Annotated in this window: 17 protein-coding genes; 7 read left to right on the forward strand and 10 right to left on the reverse strand. The window is 73.1% G+C overall.

Annotation, left to right across the window (positions count from 1 at the left end; genetic code table 11):
• Positions 1 to 147 precede the first annotated feature (147 nt).
• Both OIU81_RS12125 and OIU81_RS12130 read right to left on the reverse strand, forming a co-directional pair.
• Entirely contained in the window at positions 148 to 999 is an 852-nt protein-coding gene (locus OIU81_RS12125; protein WP_329146698.1) for a PHP domain-containing protein, read from the reverse strand.
• A gap of 153 nt (positions 1,000 to 1,152) precedes the next feature.
• Positions 1,153 to 1,791: a DUF6758 family protein gene (locus OIU81_RS12130; RefSeq protein WP_329146700.1), complete on the reverse strand. Its 639-nt coding sequence runs from the start codon at positions 1,789 to 1,791 to the stop codon at positions 1,153 to 1,155.
• 271 nt (positions 1,792 to 2,062) lie between these two features.
• Between OIU81_RS12130 and OIU81_RS12135 the strand changes: the two genes are divergently transcribed.
• Entirely contained in the window at positions 2,063 to 3,376 is a 1,314-nt protein-coding gene (locus tag OIU81_RS12135; RefSeq protein WP_329146702.1) for an MFS transporter, read from the forward strand.
• A gap of 92 nt (positions 3,377 to 3,468) precedes the next feature.
• Here OIU81_RS12135 and OIU81_RS12140 read toward each other — a convergent pair whose 3' ends face one another.
• Positions 3,469 to 4,053, reverse strand: coding sequence for a suppressor of fused domain protein (locus OIU81_RS12140; RefSeq protein ID WP_329146703.1), 585 nt, complete (start codon positions 4,051 to 4,053; stop codon positions 3,469 to 3,471).
• Positions 4,054 to 4,555: 502 nt separating this feature from the next.
• Here OIU81_RS12140 and OIU81_RS12145 point away from each other — a divergent pair.
• Both OIU81_RS12145 and OIU81_RS12150 read left to right on the forward strand, forming a co-directional pair.
• The gene (locus tag OIU81_RS12145) at positions 4,556 to 5,683 is read left to right on the forward strand and encodes a magnesium and cobalt transport protein CorA (RefSeq protein ID WP_329146706.1); all 1,128 of its coding nucleotides are present in this window, start codon (positions 4,556 to 4,558) and stop codon (positions 5,681 to 5,683) included.
• A gap of 81 nt (positions 5,684 to 5,764) precedes the next feature.
• Positions 5,765 to 6,304 carry a hypothetical protein gene (locus OIU81_RS12150; protein WP_329146708.1) on the forward strand — a complete coding sequence of 180 codons (540 nt, stop codon included), beginning with the start codon at positions 5,765 to 5,767 and terminating at the stop codon, positions 6,302 to 6,304.
• Positions 6,305 to 6,323: 19 nt separating this feature from the next.
• On the opposite strand, the gene OIU81_RS12155 is transcribed toward OIU81_RS12150, so the two are convergent.
• On the reverse strand, positions 6,324 to 7,091 hold the full coding sequence (locus OIU81_RS12155) for a hypothetical protein (RefSeq protein WP_329146710.1): 768 nt from the start codon (positions 7,089 to 7,091) through the stop codon (positions 6,324 to 6,326).
• 197 nt (positions 7,092 to 7,288) lie between these two features.
• Between OIU81_RS12155 and OIU81_RS12160 the strand changes: the two genes are divergently transcribed.
• From OIU81_RS12160 to OIU81_RS12170, 3 genes are read left to right on the forward strand one after another with little or no spacing between them, the layout of a single operon-like run.
• Positions 7,289 to 8,647 carry a magnesium transporter MgtE N-terminal domain-containing protein gene (locus OIU81_RS12160; RefSeq protein WP_329146713.1) on the forward strand — a complete coding sequence of 453 codons (1,359 nt, stop codon included), beginning with the start codon at positions 7,289 to 7,291 and terminating at the stop codon, positions 8,645 to 8,647.
• A complete protein-coding gene (locus OIU81_RS12165; protein WP_329146715.1) occupies positions 8,637 to 9,215 on the forward strand; it encodes a DUF1003 domain-containing protein in 579 nt (192 codons plus the stop codon). Before OIU81_RS12160 ends, OIU81_RS12165 begins: the two co-directional genes overlap by 11 nt.
• Positions 9,216 to 9,257: 42 nt before the next feature.
• Positions 9,258 to 10,445 (forward strand): Mrp/NBP35 family ATP-binding protein, encoded by a 1,188-nt coding sequence (locus OIU81_RS12170; RefSeq protein WP_329146717.1) that lies wholly within the window; start codon positions 9,258 to 9,260, stop codon positions 10,443 to 10,445.
• 106 nt (positions 10,446 to 10,551) lie between these two features.
• Here the strand turns inward: OIU81_RS12170 and OIU81_RS12175 are convergent, their stop codons facing one another.
• The 5 genes from OIU81_RS12175 to sigE all read right to left on the reverse strand — a co-directional run bounded on the left by OIU81_RS12175 (position 10,552) and on the right by sigE (position 15,799).
• Complete coding sequence (locus OIU81_RS12175; protein WP_329146719.1) at positions 10,552 to 11,196, reverse strand: hypothetical protein; 645 nt, start codon at positions 11,194 to 11,196, stop codon at positions 10,552 to 10,554.
• A gap of 117 nt (positions 11,197 to 11,313) precedes the next feature.
• On the reverse strand, positions 11,314 to 11,799 hold the full coding sequence (locus OIU81_RS12180) for a sec-independent translocase (protein WP_329146721.1): 486 nt from the start codon (positions 11,797 to 11,799) through the stop codon (positions 11,314 to 11,316).
• Positions 11,800 to 11,915: 116 nt separating this feature from the next.
• Positions 11,916 to 14,045 carry a S1C family serine protease gene (locus OIU81_RS12185; protein WP_329146723.1) on the reverse strand — a complete coding sequence of 710 codons (2,130 nt, stop codon included), beginning with the start codon at positions 14,043 to 14,045 and terminating at the stop codon, positions 11,916 to 11,918.
• A 123-nt stretch (positions 14,046 to 14,168) separates the two neighbouring features.
• Entirely contained in the window at positions 14,169 to 15,107 is a 939-nt protein-coding gene (locus OIU81_RS12190; protein WP_329146726.1) for a zf-HC2 domain-containing protein, read from the reverse strand.
• On the reverse strand, positions 15,104 to 15,799 hold the full coding sequence (sigE, locus tag OIU81_RS12195) for an RNA polymerase sigma factor SigE (RefSeq protein WP_329146728.1): 696 nt from the start codon (positions 15,797 to 15,799) through the stop codon (positions 15,104 to 15,106). Before sigE ends, OIU81_RS12190 begins: the two co-directional genes overlap by 4 nt.
• Before the next feature lie 286 nt (positions 15,800 to 16,085).
• On the opposite strand from sigE, the gene OIU81_RS12200 reads away from it, so the two are divergent.
• On the forward strand, positions 16,086 to 16,769 hold the full coding sequence (locus OIU81_RS12200) for an O-methyltransferase (protein ID WP_329146730.1): 684 nt from the start codon (positions 16,086 to 16,088) through the stop codon (positions 16,767 to 16,769).
• Between the two features lie 154 nt (positions 16,770 to 16,923).
• On the opposite strand, the gene OIU81_RS12205 is transcribed toward OIU81_RS12200, so the two are convergent.
• Entirely contained in the window at positions 16,924 to 17,091 is a 168-nt protein-coding gene (locus OIU81_RS12205) for a DUF3117 domain-containing protein (protein ID WP_006603288.1), read from the reverse strand.
• Positions 17,092 to 17,345 lie beyond the last annotated feature (254 nt).

Below are 17,345 nucleotides of genomic sequence, written 5' to 3' on the forward strand. Positions count from 1 at the left end.
AGGGCGCAGCGCGCGGGTCCGTGAGGAGCACGGAAGGAGAGAACGGAAGGAGAGAAGGGAGGAGAGAGACGGGGCGCCGGGTGCGCTGTCCGGGCCGGTGAGGACGAGGGCGCGCGCAAGCGTGCCGCCGGGCGGTCCGCGGTGGGGTCAGCCGCCGGTGCCGGGGACGGGGAAGGCGCCGGTCGCACGGCGCACGATCTCGCCGTAGATCTCGGGGTCGGTGGTGTATTCGCCAAGGCGGCAGGTCTTACGGCTGCCGTGGTAGTCGCTGGAGCCGGTGGCCAGCAGGCCGAGGTCGGCGGCCATGGCGTGCAGCCGGGCGCGGGTCGGCGCGTCGTGGTCCATGTGGTCGGCCTCGATGCCGTCGAGTCCGGACGCGGCGAGTTCGGCCAGCACGTGCTCGGGTACGCAGCTGCCGCGCTTGACGGCCAGCGGGTGCGCGAAGACGGTGACCCCGCCCGCGGCCTTGACCAGCCGGATCGCCTCGAACGGGTCGAGTTCGTGCTTGTCCACGTACGCCCGGCCGTCATTGGCGAGCCACTGGGAGGTGAACGCGTCGGAGACGGTGGGGACCACGCCCAGGTCGACGAGGGCGGTGGCGAGGTGCGGCCGGCCCACGGCGCCGTCCCCGGCGATCCGGGCGACCTGCTCCCAGGTGATCGGCACCCCGAGGTCGCGCAGCTTGGCGACCATGCCCCGGGCCCGCGGCACCCGGTCGTCGCGCACCAGCTCCCGCTCACGGGCGAGTTCCGGCTCCTCGGGGTCGAAGAGGTAGGCGAGGAGATGCAGACTCACGCCGTCGATCCGGCAGGAGAGTTCGGCGCCGGTGACCAGCGTCAGCCCCTCGGGCAGCGCGGCACGCGCCTCGGCATGCCCGCCGACGGTGTCGTGGTCGGTCAGCGCGACGACGTCCAGACCGGCGGCGGCGTTGCGGACCAGCTCGGCGGGGGTGTCCGTGCCGTCGGACGCCGTGGAGTGGGTGTGCAGATCGATGCGCACGACGCGGACTCCAGACTGCTGCGGGACGGACACGGGACGAGACCCGGGGGGACATCGGGTACGGGTACACCCTAGGGGGACCTCAGAAGGATACCGGGCGGCCGGACGGCGCCCCGACGGTGCGGCGGCCCGGCCGTGCGCGCGGGCCGTCCGTCAGCCCAGGATCCGCGGGGAGAGCGCCCCGCACGGCAGCAGATCCACCTCGGCGCCGGCCTCGCGCAGATCCGTCAGCACCAGCTCGTCGTACAGCAGCAGCCCCGACTGCTCGGGCCAGGCGATCGCCCAGAGCCACAGCCCGCGGGCCTCGCCCGCGAAGACGGCGCGGTCCGGGGGTGCGTGGTCGACGTGCCACAGCGGGGTCGGGCGGCCGGCGGCGAGCACCTTGCCGTGCGGGGCGGTGTCCACGCACATGTGGGGGCCGGGGTCGGGGCCGTCGATCCCGGCATAGCGCGCGCCGAGTCCGACGCCCAGCTCCTCGGCGATCAGGAGCAGTTCACCGGGGCCGCCGAGCGGTCCGGGGCCCGAGCAGGCCACCGCGGTGGCGCGGCCGCCGCTGCGCTCGTCGCCGGCGCAGGCCACGCCGGTGAACAGCCAGCCGACCGGCAGCGGCCAGGGCATCCAGACGGGCACCTGCGCGCGGTGCACGACGACGCCGAGCGCCTCGACGCTCGGCGGGACGACCGGCTGGAGCGGATGCACGCCCCCGTGCTTCTCGCACTGCCAGGTGTCGGAGAAGAGACCGGGCGCCCTCACCCGGCCTCCGCACTTCGGGCAACTGGGTTCGCCCCTCATAGGGATCCACGGTCCTCCAGCCCCGCCGCCGCGTCAAGGACGATCACCCCACCGGTGTGCCCCGAATCACCTGCCGCGCCGCGTATTTGGCCGCTCGCTCCGGCGCACCCCGGCCCATCCAAGAGTAGTTGCCTCTTGCACCATTTAGCGCGTCTAACTTATTGTGTGTAAACGACAACGATCTCGGGCGGGCCGTACGGGCGCCCCGGACGCGGTACGCACCACCGGCGACCGGCCACGGACCACCGGCGACAGAAAGGGGACCCGCAGCATGCGCGGCACGAACAGCGGCGGCCACCGCGGCGCGGACGATCCGTCCGGGCGGGGCGGCGCCTCCGTCCTGCGCCAGCCGAAGGCCGTTTGGGCCACGGCGGGCGCCTCGGTCGTGGCCTTCATGGGCATCGGCCTCGTCGACCCGATCCTCCCCTCGATCGCCGGGGGCCTGCACGCCACCCACAGCCAGGTCTCCCTCCTCTTCACCTCCTACTTCCTGATCACCGCCTGCGCGATGCTGCTCACCGGCTTCGTCTCCAGCCGGATCGGCGGCCGCCGGACGCTGCTGGCCGGTCTGGCGCTGGTGGTGGTCTTCGCGGCGCTCGCCGGTACGTCGGGGTCGGTCGGCGAACTGGTCGGCTTCCGGGCCGGCTGGGGCCTGGGCAACGCCCTGTTCGTCTCCACCTCGCTGGCGGTCATCGTGGGCGCCGCGCGTCCCCCGGGGGCCTCGCGCGACGGTGCGGCCCCGGGCGGCGGGCGAGGGGCGGGCGGCAACGCGGCGGCGATCCTGCTGTACGAGTCGGCGCTGGGGCTCGGCATGGCCTGCGGGCCGCTGCTCGGCGCCGTGCTGGGCGACATGAAGTGGCGATACCCGTTCTTCGGCACCGCCGCCTTGATGGCCGTCGGCTTCCTCGCGATCACGGCCTTCCTCCAGGAGCAGCCGAAGCCGGCCAGGAAGACCTCGCTCCTCGACCCGGTCAGGGCGCTCGGCCACGGCGGACTGGCCGCGACCGCCGTCTCCGCGTTCTTCTACAACTACGCGTTCTTCACGGTGCTGGCCTTCACCCCCTTCGTGCTGAACATGTCGCCGTACGCCTCGGGCGGTGTCTTCTTCGCCTGGGGCGTGCTGCTCGCGGTCTTCTCGGTGCTCGTGGCGCCCCGGCTGCAGCACCGCTTCGGCTCGCTGACGGTGCTGGGCGGATCGCTGCTGCTGCTCGCCGCCGACCTGCTGGTGCTGGGCTACGGCGACCACACCACCGCCGTCGTCTGTACGGTGCTCTCCGGTGCCTTCATCGGCGTGAACAACACCGTCTTCACGGAACTGGCGCTGGGCGTCTCGCCGGCACCGCGCCCGGTGGCGAGCGCCGGCTACAACTTCGTGCGGTGGTTCGCGGCGGCCGCCGCGCCGTTCCTCGCCCCCAGGATCGAGGAGTGGACCGATGTCCACGTCCCCTTCGTCATCGCGGCCGCCGCCGCGGTGGCCGGCGCGCTCACCGTCGCCGTCCGCCGCCGGGCGCTGACCGCGACCGGGGAGCGGGCGCCGGCGCCGCGGCACGCCACGGAGGGCGGCGTCACGGCCCTCGCCGGCTGAACCGGACCGGGCGCCGCGCACCGCGCCCGGCACGGAAACTGACGCCCCGTCCGGTCAGCACCGAGGACGGACGGGGCGCACCGGAGCGCGGGTCAGTCGAGGGGCACGCCCGCCCGCTGCGGGTCCCGCAGGTCCGTGCCGTGCTCCAGCCAGCGCTTCTCCAGGGCCTCGGCGCCGTGCACCCGCTTCCAGGCGGCCTCGTTGGGCGTCATCGGCAGCAGCGGCAGAAATCGGACCGGCTCCCTCGGCCCGTCGAGCGCGAGGTCCTCGACGAGACCCCCGGGCGAGGCGACCAGCACGGAGGTGAAGGCCGCCCCCGGCCACAGCGGCTCCCCCACGTCGAGCGACGCACCGGGCGCCACGACGACCCCTTCCACCTGCGGCGACGCGGCAAGCACGGCGAGCGGCCGGAGCACCTTGTCGGTGTCCGCACGGCCGGCGCGCACGGACAGCAGGAGTTCGGCGCGCGGTCCGCGCAGCGGGTCGGCCAGGACGGCCGTCGGGTCGGCCATCGGCTGTGCGGACATCCCGAGCGTGGCGTAACGCACCACCCCGCTGTCCGCGAAGCGGAGGACCTCGATACGGTCGGTCCCGAGAAACGTGACGGCGGCGCGTGCGTCCGGCTCGCCCAGAGTGGTGCGCAACCGGGCTTCGACCAGCTCAAGAACGTCAGACATGCCGTGAGCATAGGCCGGTCGCCCAGTCCGTCGGCGCCCGTCCATGAGGTGCTCCGCGGCGCCCCCGTTCTTCGTATGGAACAGGCAAAGCGGCGCAGCAGGGCAGCAGGCGGCTGATAGCCTTGCCGTCTGGTCAGGGAATGACGTCGTCCCCCAACGGGGACCGGCCGGAGGAGGTGGGGCTGCGGTGGATCCGAGTCGACCGTGCAGTACCGATAGTTCTCCTGTCATCCCCCTCGCGCAGCGAATCTCCTGATCCGAGAGCTTCCGTACCCCGCCGTCCAGCGGCGAAACCAGGGAAGCACCTTTGCGCCGGAAGTAGATGACGGAAGAGCGCCTTCGACTCTTTGTTCCGTGTTTTCTGCGAACTGCCGTCAGTACCCCCGCACGGAGCGCCGCCCGCTTTGCGGACGTACGGCCGATGACGCCTCGTACGTCCACGTTCCGGGCAGCGTTGCGCCCCGCGCCCGCAGCTGACGGCCGGCCCGTGAAGGAGCCTGCCATGTCGATGATCCGTGACCTGCGTGCCGCCGTCCGTCCCGCCCGGCGCCGCGACGACTCCCCTTACCCCTACGACGCGTCCACGAAGGGCTGCGCCAACAGCGCCATCGTGGACTGCGGCGTGTACCGCGAGGGCCGCCGGGTCAGTGACCACGTCTCGCCCGCCGAGGCGATGGCGTCGGTGCGGTCCGAGGGCGGCTTCGCCTGGATCGGGCTGCACGAGCCGACCGAGGCCGAATTCGCCGGCATTGCCCAGGAATTCGGGCTGCACCCGCTCGCCGTCGAGGACGCCGTGCACGCCCACCAGCGGCCCAAGCTGGAGCGGTACGACGAGACCCTGTTCACGGTCTTCAAGACGGTCCACTACGTCGAGCACACCGAGCTGACCGCGACCAGCGAGGTCGTGGAGACCGGCGAGGTGATGTGCTTCACCGGGCGGGACTTCATCGTGACCGTGCGGCACGGCGGCCAGGGCTCGCTGCGCGCCCTGCGGCACCGGCTCCAGGACGACCCGGAGCTGCTGGCCAAGGGGCCGTCCGCGGTGCTGCACGCCATCGCCGACCAGGTCGTCGACGGCTACATGGCGGTGGCCGGCGCGGTCCAGGACGACATCGACGAGGTGGAGATCGACGTCTTCAGCTCGGGCACCACCGGCAAGGGCGCCGGCGTCAAGGGCTCCCCCAAGGGCGGCGACGCCGGGCGGATCTACCAACTCAAGCGTGAGGTACTGGAGTTCAAGCGTGCGGTGTCGCCGCTGCTGCGGCCGATGCAGGTGCTGAGCGAGCGTCCGATGCGGCTGGTGGACGCCGACATCCAGAAGTACTTCCGGGACGTCGCCGACCACCTGGCGCGGGTCAACGAGCAGGTGCTGTCCTTCGACGATCTGCTCAACTCCATCCTCCAGGCCAACCTCGCGCAGGCGGCCGTCGCGCAGAACGAGGACATGCGCAAGATCACGGCGTGGGCGGCGATCTTCGCCGTCCCGACGATGATCGCCGGGATCTACGGCATGAACTTCGACTACATGCCCGAGCTGCACTGGAAGTTCGGCTACCCGGCCGTGCTGCTGGCGACGGTCGCGATCTGCTTCGGCATCCGCCGGGGGTTCAAGCGCAACGGGTGGCTGTGACCCGGCCGGCGGCCACCCCCCGGCAGCTCGCCGTCCGGGCGGCTCCGGACGGCGCGGGACGGGGCCATTAGGCTGGTCCGTATGACGGAGACCGTGTCGCAGGCCCTGCAGGATCGGGCGCTCATCGAAGAGGCCACGAAGAAGTCCGGCCTCATCTGGGTGCGCGGGAGCGCGGGCCCGTCCCGGGCGCTGTGGCACCTGTGGCTCGACGGCGCCGCCTGTCTCGTCGGGGACGGCCCCGGCGAGCAGCCGCTGGCCGGCCTCGGGCTCACCGACGGCGGCCCGGCGACGGTGACCGTCCGCAGCAAGGAGAAGGGCGGCCGGCTGATCGTCTGGCAGGCCCGGGTCGTCGAGCCGGCGCCGGAGAGCGAGGCCTGGCGGGCCGCGGTCGACGAGCTCAAGGGCAAGCGGCTCAACGCTCCGGACGCGGACACCCTCACCGAGCGCTGGGCCCGTGAGTGCCGGGTGCTGCGCCTGGAGCCGACCGGGGAGGCCAGGCAGCGCCCCGGCCGGATGCCCGAGGAGTCCCACGCGGCGCCGCCGCTGGCCACGCCCGCGATCACCCGGCGGCCCGCCCCGGCCGCGCTGCCGAAGCTGCTGCGGCGGGGGCGGAAGGGCTGAGGCCCGCTCGGCCCTTCCGTCAGATCTTGCTGCCGTAGTCCACGACCTGCCCCTTGTCCGGCGCCTGGAGGTCCACGCGCTTGCCCCAGTCGTCGAGCCGGAGCACACCCGCCCCGCCGGCGCGCTGCAGCCGCAGCGGGTAGGGCGTCCCCTCCAGCGAGACGTCCAGGGTGCCGCCCGCGCCGGCGCCGGCGGTCACCCGGACGGTGCGCACCCCGTCGATGTCGCTGCGGTCACCGGCCGTCCGGCTGCCGTGCAGCGCGAGCAGGCCGGTGAGCAGCGTGTCCTTGTCGGTGAAGCCGCTGAAGCGCTTGTAGACCGGGTCCGCGGCGGGCACCTTGACGTATTTGCCGTCGAGCTTGCTCGCCGCCCGGCCGGAGGTGCCCGAGGCGCCGCCCTTCTCGCCGGCCCAGAAGGCCGCGTCGGCCTTCAGATAGAGCGCGTCGCCGACCCGCAGCAGCTGGAAGGCGGCCGCCTTCGTGGTCAGCTCGCCCTTGGCGCCGTCCTTCGCCAGGCTCATGTCGAGCTTGTAGGTGCGGCCCTGGCTGACGACGTTGCCGGACAGGTGCACCGTCCCGGCGCGCTGGGCCGCGGCCCGCGCCTTGGCCTCGATCTTCGTGGCGGGCAGCTTCCCCACCCCGTTGGTGCCGGCGTCCGGGTCCTCGCCGCCGCAGCCCGTCAGCGCCGCGGCCAGTGCCGCGCAGAGGGCCCCGACCAGCGCCGACCGGCCCGTACGACGGGGTCCGGAGGGGGATCGGGGGCCGGCGCCCGGGGGGATCGCGCTCACGTGGGCTGTGCCTCCTGATGCGGGTGACCTCGACAGCAGTACGGCAGCGTACCTGGCGCGCGCCCGCGCGTCGGCGGGGTACGTGGCGGTCACCCTACGGCCTCTTCCACCGGGGCGGCCGCGACCCGGGCACGTTAGCCTGAACCCGCATTCATGCCGTGTTTCCGGACCGAACGGGAGAAAGGGCGGCGCTCTGCATGGCAGTGGTGACTCCCCGGGTCTTCGTCTCCCATCTCTCCGGCACCCCCGTCTTCGACCCCAACGGCGACCAGGTCGGGCGGCTGCGGGATCTCGTCGCGCTGCTCCGGGTCGGCGAGCGCCCGCCGCGGCTGCTCGGTGTGGTCGTCGAGGTGATCAGCAGGCGCCGGATCTTCGTTCCCATGACCCGGGTGAGCGGGGTGGACACCGGCCAGATCGTCATCACCGGCGTGGTCAACATGCGGCGCTTCGAGCAGCGGACGTCCGAGACGCTGGTGCTGGGCGAACTGCTCGACCGGCGGGTGCAGCTGGTGGAGACCGGCGAGGAGGTCACCGTCCTGGACATCGGCATCACCCAGCTGCCCGCCCGCCGCGACTGGGAGATCGAGAAGGTCTTCGTCCGCAAGGGCAAGGGCGCGGGGCTGCGCCAGAAGATCCTGGGGCGCGGAGCGGCGCCCGGGAAGGGCGGCGGCGGACGGCGGTCGGGGGAGGCCCTGACCGTGGAGTGGTCGGCGGTGACCGGCTTCTCGCTGGAGGAGCACGGGCAGGGCGCGGAGAGCCTGCTGGCCACCTTCGAGCAGCTGCGCCCGGCCGATCTCGCGGGCGTGCTGCACCACCTCTCCCCCAAGCGGCGGGCCGAGGTCGCCGCGGCGCTCGACGACGACCGGCTCGCCGACGTCCTGGAGGAGCTGCCCGAGGACGACCAGGTCGAGATCCTGGGCAAGCTGAAGGACGAGCGGGCCGCCGACGTCCTGGAGGCGATGGACCCCGACGACGCCGCCGATCTGCTCTCCGAGCTGCCGGAGGAGGACAAGGAACGGCTGCTGGCGCTGATGCGGCCGGAGGAGGCCGCGGACGTGCGGCGGCTGATGGCGTACGAGGAGCGGACTGCGGGCGGCCTGATGACCACCGAGCCGATCGTGCTGCGCCCGGACGCGACCGTCGCGGACGCGCTGGCCCGGGTGCGTGACCCGGACCTGTCCCCGGCGCTGGCCGCCCAGGTCTACGTCTGCCGGCCGCCCGACGAGACCCCCACCGGCAAGTACCTGGGCCTGGTGCACTTCCAACGGCTGCTGCGCGACCCGCCGTTCACCCTCGTCAGCTCGATCGCCGACACCGACCTGCCGGCGCTGCCGCCGGACACCCCGCTGCCCGAGGTGACCAGCTATCTGGCCGCGTACAACATGGTCGCCGCGCCGGTCGTCGACGAGAGCGGGGCGCTGCTGGGCGCGGTCACCGTCGACGACGTGCTGGACCATCTGCTGCCGGACGACTGGCGCGAGGACGGGCTGCACGGCTCCGCGGTGGCCGGTATGACCGGCGGCAGGAAACCGGGGAAGGCCACGGATGGGCGCTGAGGAGCGGGACACCAGCAGGGACCGGTCGCGGGCGAACGGCGCCTCGGCGCTGCGCCGGGGCACCGACCGGCCCCGGGTGCGGCTCGACCAGCCGCGCGCCCCGCGCCGGACGTTCCTGCCGGAGTACGACCCGGAGGCGTTCGGGCGGCTCTCGGAGAAGATCGCCCGCTTCCTGGGGACCGGCCGCTTCATCGTCTGGATGACCGTCACCATCATCGTGTGGGTCATCTGGAACACCACCGCGCCCAGCGGTCTGCGGTTCGACAATTACCCGTTCATCTTTCTGACCCTGGCGCTGTCGCTGCAGGCGTCGTACGCGGCGCCGCTGATCCTGCTGGCCCAGAACCGTCAGGACGACCGCGACCGGGTCACCCACGAGCAGGACCGCAAGCAGAACGAGCGCTCCATCGCCGACACCGAGTACCTGACCCGGGAGATCGCGGCGCTGCGGCTCGGTCTGGGCGAGGTCGCCACCCGCGACTGGATCCGCTCCGAGCTCCAGGACCTGCAACGGGATCTGGAGCTGCGGCAGCCGGCCGACGCGCAGAGTGATGAACGCGACCGCTGACGGGCTTTCCGGAGGCACCCTCACGCGCCGTACCATCGGGACATGGCTACCGACACTCCACCGGACTCCGTCCGGGTGGTACCCCCCTCAGGCGCCGCTCCGAGCGAGGATGCGATCCGCGAAGCGCTCGCGACGGTGAACGACCCCGAGATCCACCGCCCCATCACCGAGCTGGGGATGGTCAAATCGGTGGACATCGCGGCCGGCGGCGCGGTGGCGGTCGTGGTCTACCTCACCGTCTCCGGCTGTCCGATGCGCGAGACGATCACCAGCACTGTGCGGGAGGCCGTCGAGCGGGTCGAGGGCGTCACCTCCGTCGCCGTCGAGCTGGACGTGATGAGCGACGAGCAGCGCAAGGAGCTGGCGTCGTCGCTGCGCGGCGGCACGGCCGAGCGCGAGGTGCCGTTCGCCCAGCCCGGTTCGCTGACCCGGGTCTACGCGGTCGCCTCCGGCAAGGGCGGCGTCGGCAAGTCGTCGGTGACGGTCAACCTCGCCGCGGCGATGGCGGCCGACGGGCTGAAGGTCGGTGTCGTGGACGCCGACATTTACGGCCACTCCGTGCCCCGGATGCTCGGCGCCGACGGGCGTCCCACCCAGGTCGAGAACATGATCATGCCGCCGTCGGCGCACGGCGTGAAGGTCATCTCGATCGGCATGTTCACCCCGGGCAACGCCCCCGTCGTCTGGCGCGGCCCGATGCTGCACCGCGCCCTCCAGCAGTTCCTCGCCGACGTCTACTGGGGCGACCTGGACGTCCTCCTCCTGGACCTGCCCCCGGGCACCGGCGACATCGCCATCTCGGTGGCCCAGCTGGTGCCGAACGCCGAGATCCTGGTGGTCACCACCCCGCAGCAGGCCGCCGCCGAGGTCGCCGAGCGGGCCGGTTCGATCGCCGTGCAGACCCACCAGAAGATCGTCGGCGTGGTGGAGAACATGTCCGGGCTGCCCTGCCCGCACTGCGACGAGATGGTCGACGTCTTCGGCACCGGCGGCGGCCGGCGGGTCGCCGAGGGTCTGACGAGGACGACCGGCGCCCAGGTGCCGGTGCTCGGCTCCATCCCGATCGACGTCCGGCTGCGCGAGGGCGGCGACGAGGGCAAGCCGGTCGTGCTGAGCGATCCCGACTCCCCGGCCGGGGCGGCGATCCGGGCGATCGCCGGCAAGCTGGGCGACCGGCAGCGGGGCCTGTCCGGCATGTCGCTGGGGATCACCCCGCGCAACAAGTTCTGACGCGCCGCGAGCCGCCGCGGGACGGGTATCCGGACCCGCGGCGGCTCCCGGGCACGGCGAAGGGGCGGGCCCGTACGGGTCCGCCCCTTCGTGCCGTGCCGGCCGCTCAGCCCTCGTACGTGGTGAGGTCCTTGATCACCGAGAAGCCCAGCCCGTAGGCGCTCATCCCGCGCCCGTAGGCACCGATGTGCACCCCCTCGGGGCCCTCGCTCGCCGAACCCGCCAGCACCCAGCCGTACTCGGACTCGCGATAGGCGAACGAGGTGGGCACGCCGTCCACCGGCAGCATCAGCTCGCTCCAGCTCCCGCCGCCGAGATCGTCGGCCAGCTCCCAGGCGAGCATCGTCTGCTGGTCCAGCCAGTCCTGGCGCAGCGTCCGGTCCATCTGGGTCGGCCAGGTCTGTGCGAGCAGCCCCGACCCGGCGAGCCAGGCGGCCGTCGAGACCGAGGTCGCCTCCAGGACGCCGGTGCCGTCGCCGCTGCGCCGTACCGGGCGGCTGGCGACCGTCACCACGACCGCGAACCGCTCGTCCTGCGGCGGCTCCACCTTGATGGTGGGCTCCTCGCCGTGCCCCGTGGCGCCGTGCTCGACGGTGCCGTCGGCGGCCGCCCCGACCCGCATCAGCCAGCGCGGACCGGTGAACGCCTCGTCGAGGCCGTACCACGGGAATGCGGCCAGCAGATAGCCGTCGACCTTCCGGCCGGCTTCGGCGGCCGCCTCGTCTGTCGCTGACGGACTCGTCGTCTCCATCTGCGCGGAGCCTCCTTGTTGCCCTGCGTCGTGGGCGGCCCGCCCCCCTCAGGCGACCGAACCCCGGACACCCGGAGCATAGCCATAGGCGTCAACACAGCCGGTCATATCATGTGGTCAGGTGGCGTCCGCGTCGAACGGCGGACGCTCGCCGCTCTCCGGGCTCTGCGGCTGCTTTCGCAGGTCAGGGCCGCCGGCGGAGGCTGCCGGGGACCCCTTGGACAGGCTGGGACCTGAGCCGTTCGAGGGCGTGGCGGACGACGCGCCGTCATGGCCGTTGACGGCGTCGGTGACCTCGGCCATCTCCTTCTTCAGGTCGAAGCCGTTACGGATCTCCTGAAGGTCCTTGAGGCCGTACTCGTCCTTCTCCAGGACGTGCTTGCGCACGAAGTTCTTGGGCTTGAGGTCTTCGAACTCGAAGTCCTTGAAGTCCGGGCCCAGCTCGCTGCGGATGTCCTCCTTGGCGCTGTCGGAGAACGCCCGCACCTTGCGGATGAAGCTCATGACGTCCTGGATGACCTTGGGGAGCTTGTCCGGACCGAAGATGAGCACGGCAAGGATCACGAGCGCGACCAGCTCGAGGGGTCCTATGTCGAAGAACACCGTGCAGCTCCTTGGGTTATCCGCGGCCTTCGCAGGCCTTTGGGCCAGGCCGCCTCTCACGGTACCTGGCCCCGTACGTCAGACGGGAGTCACCCGTACCAACACCGTGCAAACGATCAGCCGGTGCTGGAAGAACCCAGACTGAGCCGAACGGACCGCTCCTTGCCGCCCCTTTGGAGGGTCAGGGCCAGCGTGTCCCCCGGCCGGTGGCTGCGGATCTTGACGATCAGCTCCTGACCGCTGTGCACCGGGGCGCCGTCCACCTCGGTGATCACATCGCCGGCCTTGATCCCGGCCCTGTCACCGGGGCCGTCCGGGGTGACCGGCCGCTTGCCGTCCTTGCTGTGCTCGCTGACCCGCGCCCCGTCACCGGCGTACTCCATCTCCAGCGTCACGCCGATCACCGGGTGGGTCGCCCGGCCGGTGTTGATCAGCTCTTCGGCCACCCGCTTGGCCTGGTTGATCGGGATGGCGAAGCCCAGCCCTATGCTGCCGCCCTGGGCGCCGCCTTCCAGGCCGCTGCCGCTGTCCGCGGCGCGGATGGCGCTGTTGATGCCGATCACCCGCGCCCTGGCGTCGACCAGCGGGCCGCCGGAGTTGCCGGGGTTGATGGGGGCGTCGGTCTGCAGCGCGTCCACGTACGACACATCGCTGCCGTCGCCCTTCGCGCCGCCCGCGGTGATCGGGCGCTGCTTGGCGCTGATGATCCCGGAGGTGACGGTGTTGGCGAGGTCGAACGGTGCGCCGATCGCCACGACGGGGTCGCCGACCCGCACCGCGTCGGAGTTGCCGAGGGGCAGCGGCCGCAGCCCCGTGACGCCCTCCACCTGGACGACCGCGAGGTCATAGCCGCCGTCCCGGCCGACGACCCGGGCCTTGGCCGTCTGGCCGCCGCTGAAGGTCACCGAGATCTCCCCGCCGTCGGCGGCCGGTTCGACGACATGGTTGTTGGTGAGGATGTGTCCCTGGTGGTCGAGGACGAAGCCGGTGCCGGTGCCCTGTTCGGCGCTGCCCCGGACATGGATCGTGACCACCCCGGGCAGCGCGGCCTGCGCGATCCCGGCGACGCTGTCGGGCTTGCGGCCGCCCTCGTCCCCGCCGTCCTGCGACAGCTGGATGTCGTTGATCCCGCCGTAGCGCTCGACATAGGCGCCGATGCCGCCGCCGACGCCGCCCGCCAGCAGCGCGAGCGCCACGGCTCCGGCGACCAGCGGCCCCCGGCGGCGGGGCGCGGACGGCGGCGGCATGACGGGAGCGCCCTGCAGCGGCGCGCTCCACGGGTCGTACTGCTGCCAGGCGCCGTGCGGCCCGGCGGGGTCCAGGGGGGCGGTGTGCGCGGCGGCGGGCTGCGGGGCGGGCTCGTGCCCGCCCCCGGCAGCACCACCGGGGGCGGACTGCGGGGCGGCGGGAGGCTCGGCGGCCGGGTGGTGCTGTTCGGCGCCGGGGGCGTACGGCGGGCGGTCCTCGCCGGCCGTCCCCGCGGCGGCCGGGTGCCCTGCGGGCGGCGCGGGCGGCGGTGACTGGGACGGGCCCGGGTAGCCCCCGGCGGGGGCGCCGTACGGGGGCAGCGGCCCGGTCGCCGGCGGGAGCACGGTGCCGTGTGCGGGCGTCGCCACCGGCCGCTGTACGGGCGGGGCCGGCGCCCACGGTCCGGGGTCGCCGTAGGGAGGGGTTCCGTAGGGGTCCTCGGCGTGCCGCGGCCGCTGCCGTGGTGGCGCCGCGGCCGGGCCGCCGGCCGTCACCGCAGCGAGGGGCGAGGCCTCGGCGGGCGCCGGAGCTGTCGCGGCGGCCGCCGTGGTGGCGTCCGGGGCCGCTGTCCGCGGGCCGTCCGTCGCCGTCTCCCGCGCGCCACCGGCCACCTTGCCGAGCGTCACGGTCGACGGCTCCGGGCGCGCACCGCCGGTCCCGTCTCCCGGGGTCCCGGCGACGTCCGGTGCCGTGGCGTGCGGGGTCGTGGCGTGCGGTGCCGTGCCGTCCGGGGTCCTTGCCAACTCGGCGGTCTCCTCGGCCGTTTCGGCCGGAATCGCACCCTTGGACGGGCCGGGTACGCGGTGCTCCGCCGCGCCGCCGCGCGGCTCCGGCGGACGCACGAGCCAGTCCTCCGCCGCCTGCGCCCCGGACGTGCCGGACGCATCGGCCCCTGCCTCCTGCACCGGACCGGCCCCGGCGGAGGGCTCCGTACGCGCGGTGCCTCCCGGGCGGCTCCACCACTTCAGCTTCGGCCCGGCGGCCTTACCGTCGTCCATGCTCTCCCCAGAATTCGCCCGCGGTCCTGCGCGGGCCACCACCACCTCGCGGCATACGCCCGCTCAGGGGTGCGCCGCCCAGAGGGATTCAACCAGTTCCGCGCGGGGCCGCGCAGGGGACGGTCAGCGCTGGGCGGGGGTTGAGCCATGTGCGGACGGGCCGGCCGGGGCGGCGGGGCCGATCAGCGGACGCATGGGCTCCAGCGGGGGAAGCGGGGGCGGGTTCTTCCGCGCGGGAGGGCCGCCGGTCGCCGCCGTCAGGGGCGTGAGGCCGTACGCGGAGGCCGGACCGTTCGGGGCGGTCCGCGGCGACAGCCCGAAGCGGTCGGCCGGCGCGGCCGCAGGCAGGGAGTACGACGGGGAGGGGGACGCCGCACCGGGGCCGTACAGGGACATGGCGCCGGGGGCCGGGGCCAGGGTCGGGCCGCCGGACGGCTGCCGTGCGCCCGCCCCGGAACGGCCGGCGGGGAACGCGTCACCGCGCAGCAGCACATTGCTGTCGGCCGCGGGGCTGACGCTGAGCGGGGTGACGGTCGTGCCGTTGCCGTCGGCGCGTCCGCCGGGCAGATCGGCGGACGCCTCCAGCGGGAGGGCGCCGCCCAGCGCGATCGCCGCGAGGGAGACCGCACCGGCCGCCGCGAAGGCGAACCGGCGCCGCTGGCCGGGCCGTTCGGCCTCGTGGACGCGGAAGCCGCGGGAGCGGGGCTGGGGGGCGATGCCGGCCAGGGCGTGGCCGGAGTGGTTCCGGGAGGCGACGTAGGAGAACGCGCCGCCGTCCCGGGCGAAGTCGCCGCGGCCGAAGCTGCCGGGGCCGCCGGGGTCACCGCCGGGCAGCTGCTGCAGCCGCGCCAGCAGCCCCTCGGAGGGGCCGGGGGGCGCGGTCTGGGCGAAGACGCTCTTGAGCCGACGCTGGGCGTCGGCCTCCGCCTTGCACTTGCCGCAGGTCGCCAGATGCGCGAGCACCCGCTCGCGCGCGTCATGCTTCAACTCGCCGTCGACCAGGGCCGCGAGGCGGTCGCCGAGATGCTGCTCGGCGGGGGACGGACCGCCGCTGCCGCTCACGCGATTCCGACCTCCCCCGTGGGGACCACGGCCAGCGAACGCCGCTGCTCGCGCTCTTCGGCGCGGGTGGCCGGGGCGCGGTGCTTGAGGGACTTGCGCAGATGGGAGCGGCCGCGGTGGATCCGGCTGCGGACCGTGCCGAGCTTGACGCCGAGCGTCGCGGCGATCTCCTCGTACGACAGTCCCTCGATGTCGCACAGGACCACGGCGGCCCGGAACTCGGGCGCGAGGGTGTCCAGCGCCTGCTGCACATCGGCGTCGAAGTGGGTGTCGTTGAAGTGCTGCTGCGGGGAGGGCTCCCGGCTGGGGAGCCGCTCGGCGGCATCGTCACCGAGCGCGTCGAAGCGGATGCGCTGGCGGCGCCGGACCATGTCCAGGAAGAGGTTGGTCGTGATGCGGTGCAGCCAGCCCTCGAACGTACCGGGGGTGTACGTCGACAGCGAGCGGAAGACGCGGACGAACACCTCCTGGGTGAGGTCCTCGGCGTCGTGCTGATTGCCGGTGAGGCGGTAGGCGAGGCGGTAGACCCGTGCACTGTGAGTGCTGACGATCTCCTCCCAGCTGGGCGGAGTCCACGCCTGCGCATCCGCGTCTGCGGCGAAGGTCGCGGTCGTTGCGGAGTCGGCGGCGGGGGTCCCCCCACTCGAGCGGAGTCGAGAGTGGGGGAGGAAACGGTCAGCGGTGTTGGTCACGGATTTCGGCTCGGCGAACGACCTTTTCAAGCGCCTCAGCACTCGACGGTCACCCGTCGCAGCCGCACCTCCCCTGGTGGCTCTGGTGGTGTCCAGTAGAGCCCCTACCATATCCACCTCGCCCGTTAGCTCCGGATAAGCAGTTTTGACCTGCATTTGGTCCTGCTTCGGGTCTTGCCCCGTGTCTCGCGCGGTCTTCACCGGTGCGTCCCCCCGTCATGCCTGCACCCCTCTTGAACGCCCGGTCCCATCTGCGAGTTCCCGCATCCAGCGGATACAGTCACGGTTGCGTCAACTACGGGGACAGGAGAGGGCCATTACCGGCAACCGGCAGACGATCTTGGCATTTGCCGAGGCGTACGGCGCCGGGACCATCGACGAAGCCGCCGAGGCCGCCCTGAGCTGGGCTCGTGACCGTGCGCAGGAGGCCGGCATCCGTACGGTGACCAACGGCACCGGCGCGGCCCTGCGCCTGCTCGCCGCCGCCGCGGACGCCAAGGCCGTCGCCGAGATCGGCACCGGCACGGGCGTGTCGGGCATCCATCTCCTGCACGGCATGCGCCCCGACGGGGTGCTGACCACCGTGGACCTCGAACCCGAGCGGCAGGCGTGCGCCAAGCAGGCGTTCCGCGCCGCGGGCTTCGCCGGCAACCGCGCCCGCTTCATCCCCGGCAGCGCCCTGGACGTCCTGCCCCGCCTCGCGGACGGCGGCTACGACCTCGTCTTCTGCGACGGCGACCTGCTGGAGTACCTGGAATACCTCGCTGAATCGTTGCGTCTGCTGCGCCCCGGCGGCCTGGTCTGCTTCGAGGGCGTCTTCGCGGACGGCCGTACGGTCGACTCGGCGATGCAGCCCGCGGAGGTGCTGCGGCTGCGGGAGCTGTTGCGGGCCGTTCGGGAGAGCGCGGCGCTGGTACCGGCGCTGCTGCCGGTCGGCGACGGACTGCTCTGCGCGGTCAAACGCGGCTGACGACGTCACCCCCGCCGGGGACACGAATGGTCCGGGATGCGAAACGGCCCCGGCATGCGGCGCGCAGGATGTGCGCGCCGCATGCCGGGGCCGGGGTAATTCGGCTGGGGATTCCGGGGTCAGCCCCGGGAAACCGCCGGTTGCGCCGCCCTTGTCAGACGGTGACCTTGTCCAGGGCCTCACCCAGGGCCTTGGCTTCGTCGGGGGTCAGCTCGACGACGAGCCGCCCGCCGCCTTCGAGCGGAACGCGCATGACGATGCCCCGCCCCTCCTTGGTCACCTCGAGCGGGCCGTCGCCCGTCCGCGGCTTCATGGCCGCCATGCTCGTTCCCCTTCCTGAAACCAGCTCATCTCAGCCGACGGCCCGGATAGGCGCGTGTCACCGGCATCGAACACATTGCTTCCAGGCCATTATCCCGCATCGAACGACCCGATGACCAACATCGGACAGCATCCCTTCGGCAACGCACTCCTCAAACCCCCTCAATTCGGTGAGGGGGCTGCGATACTTCGCCGACCGCCGTCCTCCGGCGCGCCCACAATCTTTGATGTACGTCACATGCCGGGGCCCGATGA

This window comes from Streptomyces sp. NBC_01454 (assembly GCF_036227565.1).
Lineage (GTDB): Bacteria > Actinomycetota > Actinomycetes > Streptomycetales > Streptomycetaceae > Streptomyces.